This window comes from Streptomyces sp. Q2 (genome assembly GCF_056820935.1).
In genome coordinates this window covers 70310-86899 of the sequence record NZ_JBXEJE010000029.1, presented here as the reverse complement: position 1 = coordinate 86899, position 16590 = coordinate 70310, and the positions used below count along the sequence as shown (strand labels likewise).

15 protein-coding genes and 1 pseudogene are annotated in these 16590 nt (G+C 68.0%); 11 read left to right on the top strand and 5 right to left on the bottom strand.

Features of this window, described 5'->3' with window-relative positions:
* Positions 1 to 124 precede the first annotated feature (124 nt).
* Positions 125 to 979, top strand: a complete 855-nt coding sequence (locus ACWBNA_RS30350; protein ID WP_482707709.1) for a phosphatase PAP2 family protein — start codon at positions 125 to 127, stop codon at positions 977 to 979.
* A 1208-nt stretch (positions 980 to 2187) separates the two neighbouring features.
* Here ACWBNA_RS30350 and ACWBNA_RS30345 read toward each other — a convergent pair.
* Complete coding sequence (locus ACWBNA_RS30345) at positions 2188 to 5184, bottom strand: bifunctional [glutamine synthetase] adenylyltransferase/[glutamine synthetase]-adenylyl-L-tyrosine phosphorylase (protein ID WP_482707708.1); 2997 nt, start codon at positions 5182 to 5184, stop codon at positions 2188 to 2190.
* Between the two features lie 83 nt (positions 5185 to 5267).
* Positions 5268 to 5405, bottom strand: coding sequence for a hypothetical protein (locus ACWBNA_RS30340; protein WP_482707707.1), 138 nt, complete (start codon positions 5403 to 5405; stop codon positions 5268 to 5270).
* A gap of 130 nt (positions 5406 to 5535) precedes the next feature.
* Here ACWBNA_RS30340 and ACWBNA_RS30335 point away from each other — a divergent pair, with 130 nt between their 5' ends.
* The 3 genes from ACWBNA_RS30335 to ACWBNA_RS30325 all read left to right on the top strand — a co-directional run bounded on the left by ACWBNA_RS30335 (position 5536) and on the right by ACWBNA_RS30325 (position 7967).
* Positions 5536 to 6060: a pyridoxamine 5'-phosphate oxidase family protein gene (locus ACWBNA_RS30335; RefSeq protein ID WP_482707706.1), complete on the top strand. Its 525-nt coding sequence runs from the start codon at positions 5536 to 5538 to the stop codon at positions 6058 to 6060.
* A 43-nt stretch (positions 6061 to 6103) separates the two neighbouring features.
* Positions 6104 to 6550, top strand: coding sequence for a VOC family protein (locus ACWBNA_RS30330; protein ID WP_482707705.1), 447 nt, complete (start codon positions 6104 to 6106; stop codon positions 6548 to 6550).
* 175 nt (positions 6551 to 6725) lie between these two features.
* Positions 6726 to 7967, top strand: coding sequence for a hypothetical protein (locus ACWBNA_RS30325; protein ID WP_482707704.1), 1242 nt, complete (start codon positions 6726 to 6728; stop codon positions 7965 to 7967).
* A 146-nt stretch (positions 7968 to 8113) separates the two neighbouring features.
* On the opposite strand, the pseudogene ACWBNA_RS30320 reads toward ACWBNA_RS30325, so the two are convergent.
* Positions 8114 to 8200 (bottom strand): annotated as a pseudogene (locus ACWBNA_RS30320) (glutamine synthetase); the annotation flags it as partial.
* A 210-nt stretch (positions 8201 to 8410) separates the two neighbouring features.
* Positions 8411 to 8608 (bottom strand): hypothetical protein, encoded by a 198-nt coding sequence (locus ACWBNA_RS30315; protein ID WP_482707703.1) that lies wholly within the window; start codon positions 8606 to 8608, stop codon positions 8411 to 8413.
* A 218-nt stretch (positions 8609 to 8826) separates the two neighbouring features.
* On the opposite strand from ACWBNA_RS30315, the gene ACWBNA_RS30310 reads away from it, so the two are divergent.
* The 3 genes from ACWBNA_RS30310 to ACWBNA_RS30300 all read left to right on the top strand — a co-directional run bounded on the left by ACWBNA_RS30310 (position 8827) and on the right by ACWBNA_RS30300 (position 13141).
* On the top strand, positions 8827 to 11103 hold the full coding sequence (locus ACWBNA_RS30310; protein WP_482707702.1) for a HEAT repeat domain-containing protein: 2277 nt from the start codon (positions 8827 to 8829) through the stop codon (positions 11101 to 11103).
* A gap of 242 nt (positions 11104 to 11345) precedes the next feature.
* On the top strand, positions 11346 to 12581 hold the full coding sequence (locus ACWBNA_RS30305; RefSeq protein WP_482707701.1) for a helix-turn-helix domain-containing protein: 1236 nt from the start codon (positions 11346 to 11348) through the stop codon (positions 12579 to 12581).
* Positions 12563 to 13141 carry a flavoprotein gene (locus tag ACWBNA_RS30300; RefSeq protein WP_482707700.1) on the top strand — a complete coding sequence of 193 codons (579 nt, stop codon included), beginning with the start codon at positions 12563 to 12565 and terminating at the stop codon, positions 13139 to 13141. The genes ACWBNA_RS30305 and ACWBNA_RS30300 overlap by 19 nt, the downstream gene beginning before the upstream one ends.
* A 216-nt stretch (positions 13142 to 13357) precedes the next feature.
* On the opposite strand, the gene ACWBNA_RS30295 is transcribed toward ACWBNA_RS30300, so the two are convergent.
* Complete coding sequence (locus ACWBNA_RS30295; protein ID WP_482707699.1) at positions 13358 to 13753, bottom strand: GntR family transcriptional regulator; 396 nt, start codon at positions 13751 to 13753, stop codon at positions 13358 to 13360.
* Between the two features lie 524 nt (positions 13754 to 14277).
* On the opposite strand from ACWBNA_RS30295, the gene ACWBNA_RS30290 reads away from it, so the two are divergent.
* Genes ACWBNA_RS30290 through ACWBNA_RS30275 form a run of 4 tightly spaced genes read left to right on the top strand, consistent with a single transcriptional unit; the run spans position 14278 to position 16563 of the window.
* Positions 14278 to 14541 carry a DUF6284 family protein gene (locus ACWBNA_RS30290; protein ID WP_482707698.1) on the top strand — a complete coding sequence of 88 codons (264 nt, stop codon included), beginning with the start codon at positions 14278 to 14280 and terminating at the stop codon, positions 14539 to 14541.
* Positions 14538 to 14867, top strand: a complete 330-nt coding sequence (locus ACWBNA_RS30285; protein WP_482707697.1) for a hypothetical protein — start codon at positions 14538 to 14540, stop codon at positions 14865 to 14867. The genes ACWBNA_RS30290 and ACWBNA_RS30285 overlap by 4 nt, the downstream gene beginning before the upstream one ends.
* Positions 14864 to 15745: a DUF2637 domain-containing protein gene (locus tag ACWBNA_RS30280; protein ID WP_482707696.1), complete on the top strand. Its 882-nt coding sequence runs from the start codon at positions 14864 to 14866 to the stop codon at positions 15743 to 15745. The genes ACWBNA_RS30285 and ACWBNA_RS30280 overlap by 4 nt, the downstream gene beginning before the upstream one ends.
* Positions 15745 to 16563: a phosphoadenosine phosphosulfate reductase gene (locus tag ACWBNA_RS30275; protein WP_482707695.1), complete on the top strand. Its 819-nt coding sequence runs from the start codon at positions 15745 to 15747 to the stop codon at positions 16561 to 16563. The genes ACWBNA_RS30280 and ACWBNA_RS30275 overlap by 1 nt, the downstream gene beginning before the upstream one ends.
* The last annotated feature ends 27 nt before the right edge of the window (positions 16564 to 16590 follow it).

Here is a 16590-nt window from a genome sequence, read left to right as displayed (position 1 = left end):
GAAAGCGACCTTCGGCAGTGCGCTGGTAGGAGGTCTCAGAGGTCTTCCGGGTGTAGGACGTGCGGCCCGGACCCGACCGGGGGATGATCGGTGAGGGGTCCCTTTTCTGGCAGACTCTGTGCCTATGACTGAGACGACCGTGACGACGCAGGAAGGGTCCGACGAGACCCCTCCGCAGTCCGTCACGGCCGGGATCGGGCCGGGTTTCCTGCGCCGGCCGCGCACCCCGCGCCGACCCCGGCTCTGGTTCGAGATCCTTTTGATCGGCGTGAGTTACTGGACGTACTCACTGGTCCGCAACGCGGTCCCGGAACAGCGGCCCGAGGCGCTGCGCAACGCCGACTGGATCTGGAAGGTCGAGCACCATCTCGGCATCGCCGTCGAGGAGTCCGTCAACCACGCCGTGAACTCGGTGACTTGGCTCATCGTCGCCATGAACTACTACTACGCGACCCTGCACTTCGTGGTGACGCTCTGTGTGCTCGTGTGGCTCTTCCGCAGTCATCCGGGCCGCTACGCCGCGGCCCGCCTCGTGCTCTTCTCGACCACCGTCGTCGCCCTGGTCGGTTACTACCTGTATCCGCTCGCCCCGCCGCGCCTGATGAACGGCGGCGACTTCGTCGACACCGTCATGGTCCACCAGACGTGGGGCTCGATGGCCTCCGGCGACCTGAAGAACATGTCGAACCAGTACGCCGCCATGCCGTCCATGCACATCGGCTGGTCCCTGTGGTGCGGCCTGACGATCTTCGCGCTGGCGTCGGTCCCGTGGGTGCGGGTCCTCGGCCTCCTCTACCCGGTGGCCACGATGGTGGTCATCGTCGCCACCGCCAACCACTTCTGGCTCGACGCGGTGGGCGGCGTCCTCTGCCTCGCCTTCGGCTTCGCGATGGCCCGGCTCTGGTACGGGACACTGCCATACGCGCTGCCGAAGCGGGTGCCGGGCCGTGAACGGTCCCTGCGTCCGACGAAGGTCTAGCCGGGGGCTGGACCGGGGGCCGGAGGCCGGGGGCCAGGGGCCGGGGGCCAGGGGCCGAACGCCGGGGGCCAGGGGGCCGGGGACCGGACGCCAGGGACCGGGGGCCAGGGGCCAGGGACCGAGGGCCAGGGACCGGACGCCGGGGGCCAGGGGCCAGGGGACCGGACGCCAGGGGCCAGGGACCGAGGGCCGCCCCGGGTCGGTGGTCGTCCGCCCGAGGGCGGGTCCGGCGGCGCCGGGTGCGGGTGAGCGCAAGGCGGCGGAGCGTTCCGATGCCACCGACGTACTGGTGCCATCCCGGACTCGCCTCACCTCACCTCACCTCACCTCACCTCACCTCACGGAGGATGACTCCCGTGCTCGCCCGAGATCTGGCGACCAGGGTCCGCGGCAGGCACCCGCGATGTTCGTGTCGCCGCCGCGCCGGAGGGGCCCGGCGTGCGGGCCCTGCTGTTCACGGGCGGGCTGCGCGCCGCCGACCGCGCCCGCTGCTGCGACCGGCGAGCGCGTGCGTGCCGGTCACCTCCGGGCATGCGGAACCATGTCGGACAGCACCCCAGCCCGCCGCCTCCCGCAACGCCTGTCTCCCGTTGGGCCACGTGGATGCCGCGACCGGCTCCGGACGCCCAACCGGGCGTGCGACCACGTCGGCGTGCCGGCCTCCCAGCCCCAGGCGCGGAACCGGACTGACTCCCGGCCCGGCCGCCACGAAGCCCTGCGCGGTCAGGTGGTTCTCGCTCTCGACCACGAACCTCGACCGGGACCCGGCGGCCTCGCGGGCGCGCGGAGCTGTGCGGCCGGCTCCACGCCACCGACCGGGCCCTGCACCCCCTGCGCCTGGCCGGTCTGCTCCTCGGGTTCGCCGGAAGGTTGCTGATCTTCACGGCCTGGCACCGGTCGGGGCCGCCGAGCTGGAGCGCCCTGGCGCTGCCGGCCGGACGCTGCCGTGAGCGACGCCGTGGCGTTCGCGTCATGGCCCGCGGGTTCACCGCCGGCCGGGACCCGCTCGCTGTCTCCCCGGCCGGCCTCACCAGGCTGCTCGCGGTCGCCGCGCTCAGGGGCCTCGGCACGACGCGCCGCTCCTGGGCGAGAACGTCGGGCCGCGGGTGCCGGCCGGCATGGTGGTGGTGCTGTGGGTGGCGGTGACCCGCGAGCGGTGGTCGGTGGGCGGCGGAGAAGGTGGTGGGTGTCCCCGCGTCCGAGGCGGCCTACGCCCCGTAGAACAGGTCGTCCACCACGCCCCGCGCCCGGCGTGCCGTACGCCGGTAGTCGTCGAGCATGTCGCCCACGTGGCCGGGGCCGTAGCCCAGGTATCGCCCTACCGCACCCAGTTCGCGGGCGTCGGAGGGGAAGGTGTCGCCGGCCCGGCCGCGGACGAGCATCACGGCGTTGCGTACGCGGGTGGCGAGGACCCAGGCCTCGTCGAGGGTGGCGGCGTCCTCGTCGGAGAGGAGGCCGGCCGTGCGGGCGGCGGCGAGGGCGGCGCGGGTGCGGGTGGTGCGCAGGCCCGCCACCTCCGCGCCGTGCCGCATCTGGATGAGCTGCACCGTCCACTCGACGTCGGACAGGCCGCCGGGTCCGAGCTTGGTGTGCAGCTTCGGGTCGGCACCGCGCGGCATCCGCTCCGACTCCATCCGGGCCTTCAGGCGCCGGATCTCGCGGACGGCGTCGTCGCCGAGGCCGGCCGTCGGGTACCGCAGCGGATCGATCAGCTCGATGAAGCGGCGGCTCAACTCCTCGTCCCCTGCGACGGGTTCGGCCCGCAGCAGGGCCTGCGACTCCCAGCCCAGGGACCAGCGGCGGTAGTAGGCCGCGTACGAGTTCAACGTCCGTACGAGCGGCCCGGACTTGCCCTCGGGGCGCAGGTCGGCGTCGATGAGCAGGGGCGGGTCGGCGCTGGGGATCTGGAGCAGGCGGCGCATCTCGGAGACGACCTTGTTGGCCGCGTCGGAGGCCTCGCGTTCGTCGACGCCGTCGCGCGGCTCGTGCACGAAGAGCACGTCGGCGTCGGAGCCGTAGCCGAGTTCGTGGCCGCCGAAGCGGCCCATGCCTATGACGGCGAACCGGGTGGGCAGGGTCTCGCCCCAGCCGTCCCGGACCACCGCGCGCAGCGTCCCGGAGAGCGTGGCCGCCGTCAGGTCGGACACCGCGCCGCCGACCCGGTCCACGAGGGCGCCCTGGTCGGCCTCGACCGGCTGGGCCTCGGTGCCGTAGGAGCCGACGATGTCCGCGGCGGCCGTACGGAACAGTTCGCGGCGGCGGACACCGCGGGCGGCCGTGACCGCCTGCACGGCGCCGGGCGCGCGGCCGACCGCGGCGAGGATCTCCGGCTCCAGGTGGTCCCGGCCGCGTGGTTCCAGGCCGGCCGCGTCGCCGTCGCCGAGCAGGGCGACCGCCTCGGGGGCGCGCATCAGCAGGTCGGGGGCGAGCCGGCCGGCGGACAGGACCCGGGCGAGGTTCTCGGCGGCGGCGCCCTCGTCCCTCAACAGCCGCAGATACCAGGGTGTCTTGCCGAGCGCGTCCGACACCTTGCGGAAGTTGAGCAGCCCCGCGTCCGGATCGGCCGAGTCGGCGAACCAGCCGAGCAGCACCGGCAGCAGGGTGCGCTGGATGGCCGCCTTACGGGTGACCCCGGACGCCAGCGCCTCGAGGTGCCGCAGTGCCGCCGCCGGGTCCGCGTACCCGAGCGCGACGAGCCGCTCCCGGGCCGCCTCGGGGCTCAACCGGCTCTCGCCGGGGGCGAGTTGGGCGACCGCATCGAGCAGGGGGCGGTAGAAGAGCTTCTCGTGCAGCCGTCGTACGACACTGGTGTGCCGTTTCCACTCGCGGGTCAGCTCGGCGACCGGGTCGGCGCGCAGGCCCAGGGAGCGGCCGAGGCGGCGCAGGTCGGCCTCCTCCTCGGGGACGAGGTGGGTGCGGCGCAGCCGGTAGAGCTGGATGCGGTGCTCCATGGAGCGCAGGAAGCGGTAGGCGTCGTCGAGCTGGACGGCGTCGGAGCGGCCGACGTAGCCGCCGGTGGCCAGGGCCTGCAGGGCGTCCAGGGTGGTGCCGCTGCGGAGGGAGACGTCGGCCCGCCCGTGCACCAACTGCAGGAGCTGGACGGCGAATTCGACGTCCCTGAGGCCGCCGGGGCCGAGCTTCAGCTCCCGTTCGATCTCGGCGACGGGGATGTTCTCGACGACGCGGCGGCGCATCTTCTGCACGTCGGCGACGAAGTTGTCGCGCTCGGCGGCCTTCCAGACCAGGGGTTCGAGGGCGGCGACGTACTCCTCGCCGAGGTCGAGGTCACCGGCCACCGGGCGGGCCTTGAGCAGGGCCTGGAACTCCCAGGTCTTGGCCCAGCGCTGGTAGTAGGCGAGGTGGCTGCTGAGCGTGCGCACCAGCGGACCGTTTCTGCCCTCGGGCCGCAGGTTGGCGTCCACGGGCCAGATCGAGCCCTCGATCGTCGTCTCCGAGCAGATCCGCATCATGTGCGAGGCGAGCTTGGTGGCCGACCGCAGGGCCTTGCCCTCGTCGGCGCCCTCGACGGCCTCCCCGACGAAGATCACGTCGACGTCGGAGACGTAGTTCAGCTCATGGCCGCCGCACTTGCCCATCGCGATGACCGCGAGCCGGCACAGCGCGGCGTCGTCGGGTGCCGCGGTGCGGGCGATGGCGAGGGCGGCGCGCAGGGTCGCGGTGGCGAGGTCGGCGAGCTCGGCGGCGGTCTCGGCGATGTCGGTGGTGCCGCACACGTCTCGGGCGGCGATCGACAGCAGGCAGCGGCGGTAGGCGACGCGCAGCAGTACGGGATCGGCCGCCTCCGCGAGGCCCCGCTCGAACTCCTCCACTCCGGGGTGGAGGTCGCTCGGCTCGTACATGACGAGGGCGCGCCAGTCGCCCGGATGCCGGGCGAGGTGGTCGGCGAGCGCGGCGGAGGCGCCGAGCACGCCGAGCAGCCGGTCGCGCAGCGGCTTGGCCGCTATCACCGTGTCGAGCAGTTCCCGCCGGGCGGTGGGCGCGGGCTGCGCCTCCAGCAGGCGGACCAGCCCGTGCAGGGCCAGGTCCGGGTCGGCGGTCGCGCCCAGCGCCTCCAGCAGGACCGGGTCGTCCCGGACGTGCGCGAGTTCCGTGCTGTCCAGGAGCCGCTCGGCGGCGGAGGGGTCGGTGAAGCCGTGCCGCAGCAGCCGCGTGAAGGTACTGCTTCTGCGCCCCGGCGCCGTCATCCCGGCCTCCTGTCGGATCAAGGTCGTACGGCCACGAGCCTAACCGGAGAAGCCGGGGGAAGCGCTGGGGCGCCGGAGCGGTTTCAGCGGGTCACCATCACCGTGGGCGGCCGCGAAGGGTCGGCCAGGACCGTGTCGCCGGGCATGCGGCCCGCGACCACGGTGCCGTCGAGGGGCGGTACCACCGTCGCCGCGGCCGGCCGCCGGACGATCGGCACCACGATCCGTTACACCATGCCGCGCCACACGCCACCGGCCGTCGCGGCGTACCGCACGGCGGGACGCTGCCGCCGCGGTGCCCCGGGTGTTCTCCGGGGCACCCTGGGAAGAGACATGTCAGGAGGGCTGCTGATGACCGACAAGGAAACCGAGCGGATGCCCGAGGCCCGTCTCGACCCCCGCTACAGCGACGAGGCCGCCACCGCGATCTCCTGGCCCGCGGCCGAGGCGCTGCTCTCCTCGGCCGAGTTGTTCTGGATCTCGACGGTGCGCCCGGACGGGCGGCCGCACGTGACGCCGCTGCCAGCGGTGTGGGCGCACGGTGCGCTGCACTTCTGCACGGGTCCCGAGGAGCGCAAGGCGAAGAACCTCGCGCACAATCCGAACGTCGTGCTGACCACCGGCACGAACACCTGGGACAAGGGCTACGACCTGGTGGTGGAGGGCGAGGCGGTGCGCGTGTCCGACGACGGCAGGCTGCGGGAGCTGGCCGCCGCGTGGGAGACGAAGTACGGCGAATTCTGGCGCTTCGAGGTACGGGAGGGGTATTTCCACCACGGTCCTGGGCACGCCGTCGTCTTCGCGCTGGCGCCGCGCACGGTTTTCGGCTTCGGTAAGGGAGAGCCGTTCAGCCAGACGCGCTGGCGGTTCGTCTGACACTCACCTGCCACTCCCGTCAACGGCGACTTGGAGACCAGCGATGGAGTTCACCCTCGAAGTGATCCCGCTGCCCGTGAGCGACATCGACCGGGCCCGCGACTTCTACCGGGACAGGGTCGGTTTTCACGTGGACATCGACCAGGAGGTGATGCCGGGCATGCGGATCGTCCAGCTGACCCCTCCGGGCTCCGGCTGCTCGATCGCCCTCGGCGACAGCATCTGGGAGATGGTCGAGGGCCAGCGCCCGGCCCCCGGTTCCTACCAGGGGCTCCAGCTCTGTGTGACCGACATCAAGGCCGCCCACGCCGAGCTGGTGGAGCGCGGTTTGGAGGTCTCCGAGCCGGTCCAGTACGCCCCCGACGACGGCGCGACCTTCATGTACTTCCAGGACCCGGACGGCAACGGCTGGGCGATCCAGGAGTACCGGCGCCGGGTGACGGAACCCCTGCACAAGGTGCTCGCGGACCTGGCCGGGCGGCAGGACTAGCGGCGGAAGCGGACGGCACGGGAGAGCCGCGGCTCCTCAAAGTCGCGGCTCTCCCGTCCTTGGTACGCGCCGGGCAGCGGCGGAACAAATAGATTGCACGGCCTATTCTCGAACAGAAATTCAGTCACCGTTTATCGCTTGGCAAGAGCCAACAGCATATGATTAAAATCGCCACATGGTCACCTTGGGGGATGCCGGCCGCTCAGCGACCAGCACCTATCGCGGGATACGCGCCGTCCAACGCGTGGTACATCTACGGGCGATCCTGAAAGACATTCGATACAGAGCCGTGGTCGAGGCAATTCATCCGAGACAGAGAAGAGATGAACCGACACCACCAGAAGTCGCGCAATCCGCCAGAATACTGTGCGACGAACTGGACCACACTCCGGTACCAGGGGAAAGAACCCGCGGGATCTTCCGAGCCACCGCGCGTGCGACCCGCGAGCACGTGGTGCAGGGCCTCCGCTTTCCGGAGTGGCGTCACGGTACGAACGCCACATTCCTGAACCGGTGCACGCTGTGGGCGTCGAAGGCAGCGGCCGGAGAGAAGGGTGCCGAGGCCCTCGACATGATCGGCCTGGAACGCACTCCCCAGCGGGATGCGCTCTTCGGAGCCAGGTTCGCCGCCGCCGTCCAGGGACTCCTCCTGGAACCCCGAGGGATGTCGGAGGGCCAGGAAGCAGTCCGTGTCGACCTGGTCAACGAGATCCAGCACGGCATCTCGGACGAGGCTCGCCTGGCCCGGTACCGACTCATGCAGGACGGTGTCAACGCCTTCGCGGCAGGCCTCGGAACCTTCGTCACCAGCTATCTGGGATTCAGCCAACCGCTGCAAAGCGCTCTGGAATTCGGTGGCGCGAGCTTCGGGGTGGGAGCCGGTGTCGCATTGGCCCGCCAACTGGGCATCCGGTTCCTCGGCGAAAAACAGATCGAAGCACGTCGGCAGGCCAAGTACTGGCTTTTCTCACTGCAAGCGTGGATGGTCGGATACGTCGTATGGGGGCGGGACGCGGTAGGAGCCGGCGAATACCAAGGCCTCGACCAGCTCGTCTACATCGCACGGGCGCTCGGCGAAAAGCAAGCAGAAATCCCCGAGCTCCCTCGGGACCAGGACATCCAAGAAGATCTGGCCCTGTTGATCGAGAACTCCGAGAGAGCGGCGGACGGGGAGCTGACGTCAGCCCTGATGCGTCTCCAGGGAGTGCTCCGGTGGCGCAGCGAACAGTTGGGACCCGCCATCGGCAACTTGGTGGCCCTGGTGCAGAGCATTCCCGACTCCGGTGAAGACCCTCATGCACCCGTCTCTCTGCCGAACGGCGGTGCGGGGCCTCCCCTGCTGCCCGGCGCCCGGACAAATCCGGATCCTGATCCGGTCCCGGAGCCCGGACCTGGCCGAGGCGGATCCGGCCCCTGACCTCTCGGCCACAGGTGAACGCAGGTCACGACACCGAGGGCGACCTCGTCGCGAAGAGACCTCACTCGTCCCACAAGGGGGCCGACGGTTCACAGAACCGTCGCCCCCCTGCGCATCTCGCGGTGTGCGCCCCCGCGAGGCGACGCCTACAGCACCGGCAAGTTCTTCCGCAGCTCGAACGCGGTGACCTCCGAGCGGTACTCCTCCCACTCCTGGCGCTTGTTGCGCAGGAAGTGACGATCGACCGGACCGACCTCCGGCGATCGGCATTGGCGCAGCGCCGCGCAGCGCTCGAACGGTCGTCGTTGGTCGTCGTTGGTCACTGTGGGTTCCTGTTCGACGGCCCACAGACGGCCCGGCTTCAGTGCTGCGACAGAGTCACAGCGGCATGGGCAGCCGGGGCTCCCATCCTCGCGCCTACGAGGCGAACCAGCGTGCCCGCCTCAACTGGGGATGTCACAGTCGTTGGCCTCAGACCTGTCCCGCCTGCACCACTTCTGAAAGACCCACGTCCCCACCGAGCAGACGAGCGCGGCGGCAAGCGCGCCAATGAACTCCGGTACTGCGGACAAGATCACATGCTCGATGCCGGTGACCTGGCTGCTCAGAATGACGGAGTCCATGCTTGCGATGTCGTACATGGGCATAGCCACTGTTGCTCTCCTCAGCACATTTACGGGAAGCCGCTTACCTGCGTAGGCCGGCTGAGGCGAGAATCGTGATGGGGCAGGGTGCCCCCAACCTTCACCGGGACAGTCTGGGACGCCTTGAGCGCTCTGGGGACTTGAGCTGGGGCGACATCCGCGTCCCCGCTCTGTCCCAGGGACGCCCCAGGGGCAGAGCAGGGACGGATGGGGACGTGACACAGTCAGTAGATCGGGACGAGGGAGCCGATAAGGCCCTGGGACAGTTCTTGCTGGACCAGAGTCGCGCGGCCGGCCTCAGTGCGAGGGAAATCGAACAGCGTTTCCAGGAACGCGCCGATCAGGAGCGGGCGCGAATCGAGGCTGGGCAAGCCAGGCCAGTCGATCCAGTGAGTGGAATGAACTTCTCCAAATCACACCTGGATCGACTGTTCAAGGGGGCAGCCTCCCCGCCTTCCAAGCGCTTCGTCATGATGTTCCTAGAGATCACCAGCAGTGCTGTTGGCATGAATCCTGCGCTCCACCAAAGGCTATGCCGCAGGGCAGACGATCTATTGACCGCCGTTCACCAATATCGCCGCTACAAACGCGCGGAGAAGTCTGCCGCGCCAACGCCGTCCCCGTCCCCGGAAGCCACTGTTGCCACCCTTCAAATTCATCTAGAACTTGAGCGTGCTCATCGCATCGAGGACAGACTCCGGTGGGCTTTGAGTGATGCCCAACTGTTAATGACCACCCTGCTGCAGATCATCAGCTCATTGCGGGGCATCATTATAGATCTGGACACCAAACAGATTCAGGAGCTCCACCGGGGCGCCGACTCTCTCGCACCGGAACCTGCGACAAGCTCTCGACTGCAAGCACTTTCTCAAAAGGCCACCGCAGAATCGCAGCTGGCCAGAGTAAACGAACGTCGCCTCCTATTGGAGACTCTATGGGAACAGGCGCACGCTAACGTGCACCGCTTGTCTCAACACCCCGACGTGCCGAAGATCGAAACCCTCCCAACTGGCCCTGCCCTGCCACAGCACGAAATTTTACCTACGGAATTTTCAGCAAAGCCCGCACTTGATGACATTGCCACCGCCCTGATTAAGGCAGAAAGCATCAACATTGCAGAAGACCGCAAAACCCACGAATGGCAAGAAAAGGTCGCTCCCGCCGCCGACCTAGAGCCAGCCGACGAACAGGCGATTCTCCTTGCAGCAACTCGACTGACTGACGCTGAAAATCGAAAGATGGCCCTATCTGCTCTTACCAAGAATTGGCCTTATAGCCTCACGACTCGTGACGCCTTGGTTCGGCTGACTTGCGACGAACAATCGGAAATTCGCCAAACTGCAACGCGGACTTTGGGCCGAGATTGGTCCGATGACGATGTGGCCCGGCAGGCCGTCATTGCAGCAACGCGCGATCCTGACCCTAAGGTCCAAGCTGTCGCGGTATGGATATTGGCCCAGGTTTGGCGAGGTGATTCCATCGCTCGTGACGCCGTGGTAGCGCTAACTGTCGACGACTCTGAAGAGGCCCGAGAAACTGCCATTGAGGGTCTAGCGGAAGGATGGCCGGGCGACACGACAGGCCGTGACGCTCTCGTACGTCTCACCTATGACCGCGCCAGTCGTGTGAGCAAGACCGCTGTTGAAGTGTTACTGGAAGGCTGGCCGGGAGATGTCTCCGCCCGAGACACGCTCCTCAACCTTGTCCACTCCAACGATGTCTCCATGAGAGAGGTTGCCGCAGCAAGCCTCTGTGCTGGCTGGTCCGGAGACCCGTCAGTGACCGCCGCCTTTCTTGAGCTCCAGCACGACGACGTTCCAATTATTCGATGGGCAGCCGAACGAGGATTGGTTCAAGAGGGATACCCGCTGAACCCGCGCCAGAGAAACCTCACCCAGCCAGCCCAATCCGCTGACTCCAACGATCATGGCGCGCTGATAGCATCACGCGTTCCCTATGATTACAGCACCGAAAAGCCTCTTGAAGCGATCTGGGCGCTACGTCAGGGAATCAGTTTCGATCCCGGAATCAACGTCATATCAGGCAGAAACGCATCAGGAAAAACAATTCTACTGGAGGCGTTAGCCCTTCGAATAGGAGTCGTAACATGGAGGGAGATCGGAAGAAACTATGGCCATCCCCTCGCCGTGGAAGTCGCGGACAACTTGGAACTATTGTGGCGCGGCAAGCTCCTACCGGAAGAGTGCTTCTACCTCAACCCAAAGTCTTCCAATATAAACAGGATGGCTCATCTAGAGAACGCATTGGGCAAGCAAGGTAAGTATCGCTTGTACCTACTCGACGAGCCGACGGGGGCATGGGATCTAGCTGTGACGCAATCAATCTACTCCAGGATAAATAAACTCGCTCAACAGGGCTGCCAGTTCATCATATCGACCGCAGACTTGAAGCGCGTCGGTTTCAGCGGCGGCAAAATCATCCGCCTTGGAAGGCGCCGAATTCGCGAGCGCGGGAACATCCTCAGCTGGTAGTCAAAATTACTACACCGGGCATTGGGACGTTACCTCGCATAGGTTGCGACTGCCCTCACAGGAGCACCTTAGGCCCACCGGCTGTTCACGGCGCGCATGGCGAGGGGACCCGGACACTGTGTCCGGGTCCCCTCGCCATGCGCCACTCACCCTTGTTCTTGCCCTGCAACGAGCAAGGCCAACTACTGCCAGGGCTCTGTACCGTGAGACGGGCCCCTTCAACCCGCAGGAGGCAACACGTAATGCGTGGTCTAGGAGATCACCTCAGCATTGGCGAGCGGATCGCGTTCTACCGGAAGCGTCGCGGCTACACGCAAGAGGTGCTCGCCGGTCTGGCGGGGCGTAGCACTGACTGGTTGGCGAAGATCGAGACGGGGCGCCGGAAGCCTCCCCGGATCGACATGCTCGCGGAGCTGTCACGCATCCTGCGCGTGCCCCTGGGCGACCTGCTCGGTCAGACCGTGCTCGTGGAGGACGAGAAGCAGCAGGACGACGTTCCGGCCGTGCGCGACGCGCTCATGAGCCCGCGCCGGCTGTCTCGCCTGCTCTTCGGCCCTGAGGCTGAGGTGCAACTCCCCATGCCCGCGCCTGTGGCCGTACGCGTAGAGCAGGCATGGAACGACTACCAGGGTGGGCGGCTCGGCAGCGTCATCGCGGCGCTTCCCGCGCTCCTCCAGACTGCGCAAGAGCTGGAGGAGCGAGCCGCACGGCGCGGGGAGGACCGTAGCGACTGCTGGGCAGTGTCGGCCCGTACCCACCACCTCGCAGCAACGACGCTCGCGAAGATCGGTGAATCGGACATCTCATGGCTCGCGGCCGAGCGCGCGATGCGGGCCGCAGACGAGTCTGACGACCCGCTCGTGTTGGCGTCCGCCGCACGGTCCGGCACGCACGCGCTGCTGGCCAACGGCCGATACGACGACGCGTTGGAGCTGGGCAACACGGCCGCTGCATGGCTCTCGTCTCAGGTGACCGACAATGACCCCGCGGCACTGAGTTTGTTGGGGATGATCCACCTGCGAGCCGCTGTGGCGGCGGCCCGCCACCAGGACCGACCTACCGCAACCGGCCTGCTGGATCGAGCCGAGGCACTCGCGGATGACCTCGGCTCGGATGAGAACTACTGGCAGACCAGCTTTGGACCTACGAACGCCCTGCTTCACCGTCTGTCGGTTGAGCTGGACCTCGACAACGTGTCGTACGTTGTGGAACACGGCCGGATCAACGTCGACCACATGCCGCAGGAACGCAGCGTGTCGCACCGCATCGACTTCGCGCGTGCCCTGTCGCTCAACGGACAGGGCGATGAGGCGTTCACGGAACTCCGCACGGCTGAGCGCACGTCGCCTCAGCTCGTGCGCAACAGTCCCAGGGTGCGCGAGACGCTGCGGGATCTGATCAAGCAATCACCGGTCACCGGTGGCTCGCGATCGTCCGAGGTGTTCGTGATGGCTCAACGGTGCAGGGCGGTGCAGTGAGTTCAGGCAAGCGCGGAGTGCTCGGGGTCGTCGGATCGGCAGCCGGGGGCGTAGAGGCGCTGCGCACTGGCCTGGTTGAGCCCGCGATGGAGCGCGGATGGCAGGTGGCCGTCACTCTGACGCCGACCGCAGGTCAGTGGCTGCGGATGAGCGGCGAGGTCGAGCAGCTGGAGAAGCTGACCGGCCTGCCCGTGCGTGATGAACCGCGCTTGCCCGGCGAGGCCCGGCCGCACCCGCCGGTGGACTGCTACGTGGTAGCCCCCGCGTCGGCCAACATGGTGGCCAAGCTCGCCACGGGCCTGATGGACAACCAGGCGCTGACGCAGGTAGGCGAGGCGATCGGCACCCTCGGGTTGCCGGTAGTCGTCTTCCCGCGGGTGAACGCGGCGCACGCTCGTCACCCGGCATGGCAGCACCACATCGAGACCCTTAAGGCGGGAGGCGTGCGCATCATCTCCGGCCCGGAGGTGTGGCCGCTGTACGAGCCGCGCGAGGCGCCGGCGGGGCGGGAACTCCCCTGGGGGGCAGTGCTGGACGCTGTGGACGAAGTCTCCAGGTGACGAGTCGTCAACCCTCCTGACCTGCAAGGAAAGAGGACCCGGACACTCTGTCCGGGTCCTCTGCCTTTCACGGCTACATGCTCATTGGCATGTCAGGGATCAATGAGCGAAGCGGCGAGCTGGAAGGCATGACTCCTGCTGAACTCGCTTTGATCAAAGCGAGTTTGAGGGATGCCCGCGTCAAGGTTGAGCGACTGCTGAGGCGCGCGGACGAACTCACGACGCAGGTGGAGTCTCGCTACCCACAAGCCGCTCAAGCCGGTCAAGCCGCTCCCCGAGCAAATGGAGAGCGTCATGAATCGTGCTGAGCTCTGCGGCCAGGGCCGCGAAAGCAGGGCTGCTGCCCGGCTCAGTGCCGAGGGGTACTGCAGGATCACGGACGAACGTCCCACGTCCCTGCTGAGTGAGGATCAGCCCCTCGTCACGGAGTTGGCCGTATGCACTCTGAACGGTCATGAGCTGCACGCCAAGTTCCTTGGCGAGCGAGCGAGCAGCCGGGAGCCGCTCCCCCGGGCCGTACTCGCGACCGGGGCCCGTGATCTTCTCGCGGAACTGCGCCGCAATCTCCTTGGCAGTAGGCGTGGGCTTGGGCACTTCGGGGCTCTGATCCATACCCCCGAGAGTAACTGGACCTAGGTCAATCTCTAGTTCTCCCGCCGCACTCCCTTGACAGTTCAGATTGACATAGGTCAATCTGAACTCAACTCGCGCCGGAACGCCAGGCCCGAAAGGGCTTCACCGGCCGTGCCAGTGCCCCGGAAGCAAGGCCCGGATTCCGCACTGCGACGAACTCAACAGAGTGCCGGCCCAGCCACCTGAACACGGGTGGTCGACGGGCGCGGGTCATCACCCCGACCGCCCATGTCGGGCCGGGTGACCTGCCCGGATCTGCCCCTCGGGGCGGTGACGGCATCGCTTGATCTGACTGCGCAGAACCTTTCGCGGACCCGTTCGAGGCCCGCGCTGAGCACCAGTGCTCACGGTTCCCGACACCGCCGCCGTAAGCGGCGTCTCGTGCCGGGTTTCCGTGGTCGCTCGTGCCACACGAGAGGCCCAACCACAACGGCACGCGGCTCCGGTGCTGGAACACCGGAGCCGCTTTTTTCGGGCCGTTCACCTGAGAGGAACACGACCCAATGAACCACATCGTCACTGTTCAGGACGCTGTTACCGCGTTCGCCGACTGGAACGAGCCGACGGCCGCTGAGCTGGACGCGATCGAGCGGGAGCTCCCGCTGATCGAGGCGGAAGTTGAGTTGCTGGACGTGCAGATCAGCCTGCTGGACCAGCCGGTCACCGTGCTGGACGGGCGCCGTCTGCGGCGGGCCCGGCGCAAGGTGCTCGCCGCCCGCCGCGACCTGACCAACCAGGCCGCGGCCGGAACGGCGGTGGCCGCGTGAGCGAGACCCTGACCCTGGACGACCTGGCCGCCCCGCTGCGGGCGCTGCGTTCGCTGGCCGTGGACTTCGGGCACCTGCCGGCGCCAGAGGTCCACGTGTCCGCGATCTACCCGGATCGGCTGGAGCTGACGTTCCACCGAGGCCTGCCGGACTTCGAGGCGTGGCGAGAGGCGTTGGGCATCGCCCCGGACGCCGTGGCCTACTGCGAGCAGACCGACGGCCGCACGCGGGTGCTGAAGGCGACCGTCGACTACGCGGGCGCCACGTTGGAGCTGACCGGCTACGGCGACGTGCGGGCCCCCGAACTGGTCGGGGGCGCGGCATGAACCGGACCGGGAAGACGCTGCTGGTGCTGGCCCTGGTCGCGGTGGTCGTCATGGCGTTCCGGGTGTCGTGGAACGCACTGCGGGACGTGGCCCGCGTGGTCGGCGCAGACGCCACCGCCGCAACGCTGTACCCGTTCGTGGTCGACGGCCTGATGGCGCTCGCCCTGGTCGCCACGCTCGTGCTGACCGACACCCGCGACAAGCGGTTCGCGCTGCGCGTGCTGGCCGTCTACACCCTCGCCTCACTCGTCCTCAACTACGTCCACGGACTCGTGCCCGAGCTGCACGGCCGCGCCGTGGACTGGGGACGGCTGGCCGACTGGGACCCCGCGAACTGGGCCCTGGTGCTACTGGCCACCTCCCTCCCTGTCGGGTCGATCTACTTCGGTTCCGACCTGGTGGCCAAGGTGCTACACCACCAGCCCACCGACGTCGTGCGGGCCCCGGACGGGGAGCGTGCGGATGAGCCCGCACGGCATCCGCACACCCCCGCCGACACCCCGCACGCTCTCCCCGACACCACCCCCACCGACACCCGCCCGGACACGGCTCCGGCCGTATCGGCGCAGGTCGAGGAGCGTGCGGATACCGTGCGGGCCGACGACCCGCACACCCCGCACACCTCCCGCACGGCGGAGCTGAGCGCGGAGGAGGAAGCCGCAAGGCAGGCCCAGTTCGAGGATGCCGAGCTTGAGCGTGTGCGGCAGGACGCACGCCGTACGTACGCCGAATCCGTACAGGCCGCACGCCCCCTGTCCGCCCGCGCGCTCGGTGAGGCCTACGGCATGAGCGAGTCGTGGGCACGCAAGCAGATCCTCGCCGTCCGCAGCGCCGACGAGAACGACCGGCCGCATCTGGTCGCCGTGGGTGGTGACTGATGACGAACCCACAGCCGTTCAAGGCGTTCAGCTTCGGCGGTGGCGTCCAGTCGACGGCCGCGCTGGTCATGGCTGCGTCCGGGGAGCTGGACTACCGCACGTTCCTAATGGCCAACGTCGGCGACGACTCCGAGCATCCGGGCACGCTGCGCTACCTGCGCAAGTACGCCATCCCGTACGCCGAAGCGCACGGGATCGACCTGGTCGTCCTGGACCGGGTGATGAAGCGCTCGGGTGAGACCCGCACGCTGTATCAGGACCTGACCCGCGAGGGTTCACGGTCATTGAAGATCCCGGTGCGGATGTCGAACGGGGCCCCCGGCACCCGCTCCTGCACGGCCAGCTTCAAAATCGCGGTCATCGGCGACGAACTCAAACGCCGTGGCGCGAGCAAGGAAGCGCCGGCCACGGTCGGCATCGGGATCAGCCTCGACGAGATCCACCGGGCCAACAACCGGCGCTGCGAGCCGCACGAGCAGATCGAATACCCGCTGCTGGAACGCGGTATCCGGCGGATCGACTGCGCTCGCATCATCCGCCGCGCGGGTCTGCCAGTGCCGCCGAAGTCGTCGTGCTGGTTCTGCCCGTTCCACCGGCCTGAGACCTGGCACGACATGCGCCGCAACGAACCCGAGCTGTTCGAGCGAGCGTGCCAGCTCGAAGAACTCCTCAACCGCCGCCGCGACGAACTCGGCAAAGACCACGTCTGGCTGACCCGGTTCAACCGGCCCCTACGCAAGGCCATCCCGGACGGCGTGGACACCCTCCCGTTCGACGAGTGGGACTCCGGCTGTGACTCCGGCTGGTGCATGACCTGACCCCCGTCCCGCACTCCCGAGGAACCG

What these genes read in the sequence shown, in the direction of transcription:
- ACWBNA_RS30350 (WP_482707709.1), top strand. Translation starts at nt 125, where the DNA reads ATGACTGAGACGACCGTGACGACGCAGGAAGGGTCCGACGAGACCCCT.
- ACWBNA_RS30345 (WP_482707708.1), bottom strand. Translation starts at nt 5,184, where the DNA reads ATGACGGCGCCGGGGCGCAGAAGCAGTACCTTCACGCGGCTGCTGCGG.
- ACWBNA_RS30335 (WP_482707706.1), top strand. Translation starts at nt 5,536, where the DNA reads ATGACCGACAAGGAAACCGAGCGGATGCCCGAGGCCCGTCTCGACCCC.
- ACWBNA_RS30330 (WP_482707705.1), top strand. Translation starts at nt 6,104, where the DNA reads ATGGAGTTCACCCTCGAAGTGATCCCGCTGCCCGTGAGCGACATCGAC.
- ACWBNA_RS30325 (WP_482707704.1), top strand. Translation starts at nt 6,726, where the DNA reads ATGGTCACCTTGGGGGATGCCGGCCGCTCAGCGACCAGCACCTATCGC.
- ACWBNA_RS30315 (WP_482707703.1), bottom strand. Translation starts at nt 8,608, where the DNA reads ATGTACGACATCGCAAGCATGGACTCCGTCATTCTGAGCAGCCAGGTC.
- ACWBNA_RS30305 (WP_482707701.1), top strand. Translation starts at nt 11,346, where the DNA reads ATGCGTGGTCTAGGAGATCACCTCAGCATTGGCGAGCGGATCGCGTTC.
- ACWBNA_RS30295 (WP_482707699.1), bottom strand. Translation starts at nt 13,753, where the DNA reads ATGGATCAGAGCCCCGAAGTGCCCAAGCCCACGCCTACTGCCAAGGAG.
- ACWBNA_RS30290 (WP_482707698.1), top strand. Translation starts at nt 14,278, where the DNA reads ATGAACCACATCGTCACTGTTCAGGACGCTGTTACCGCGTTCGCCGAC.
- ACWBNA_RS30280 (WP_482707696.1), top strand. Translation starts at nt 14,864, where the DNA reads ATGAACCGGACCGGGAAGACGCTGCTGGTGCTGGCCCTGGTCGCGGTG.
- ACWBNA_RS30275 (WP_482707695.1), top strand. Translation starts at nt 15,745, where the DNA reads ATGACGAACCCACAGCCGTTCAAGGCGTTCAGCTTCGGCGGTGGCGTC.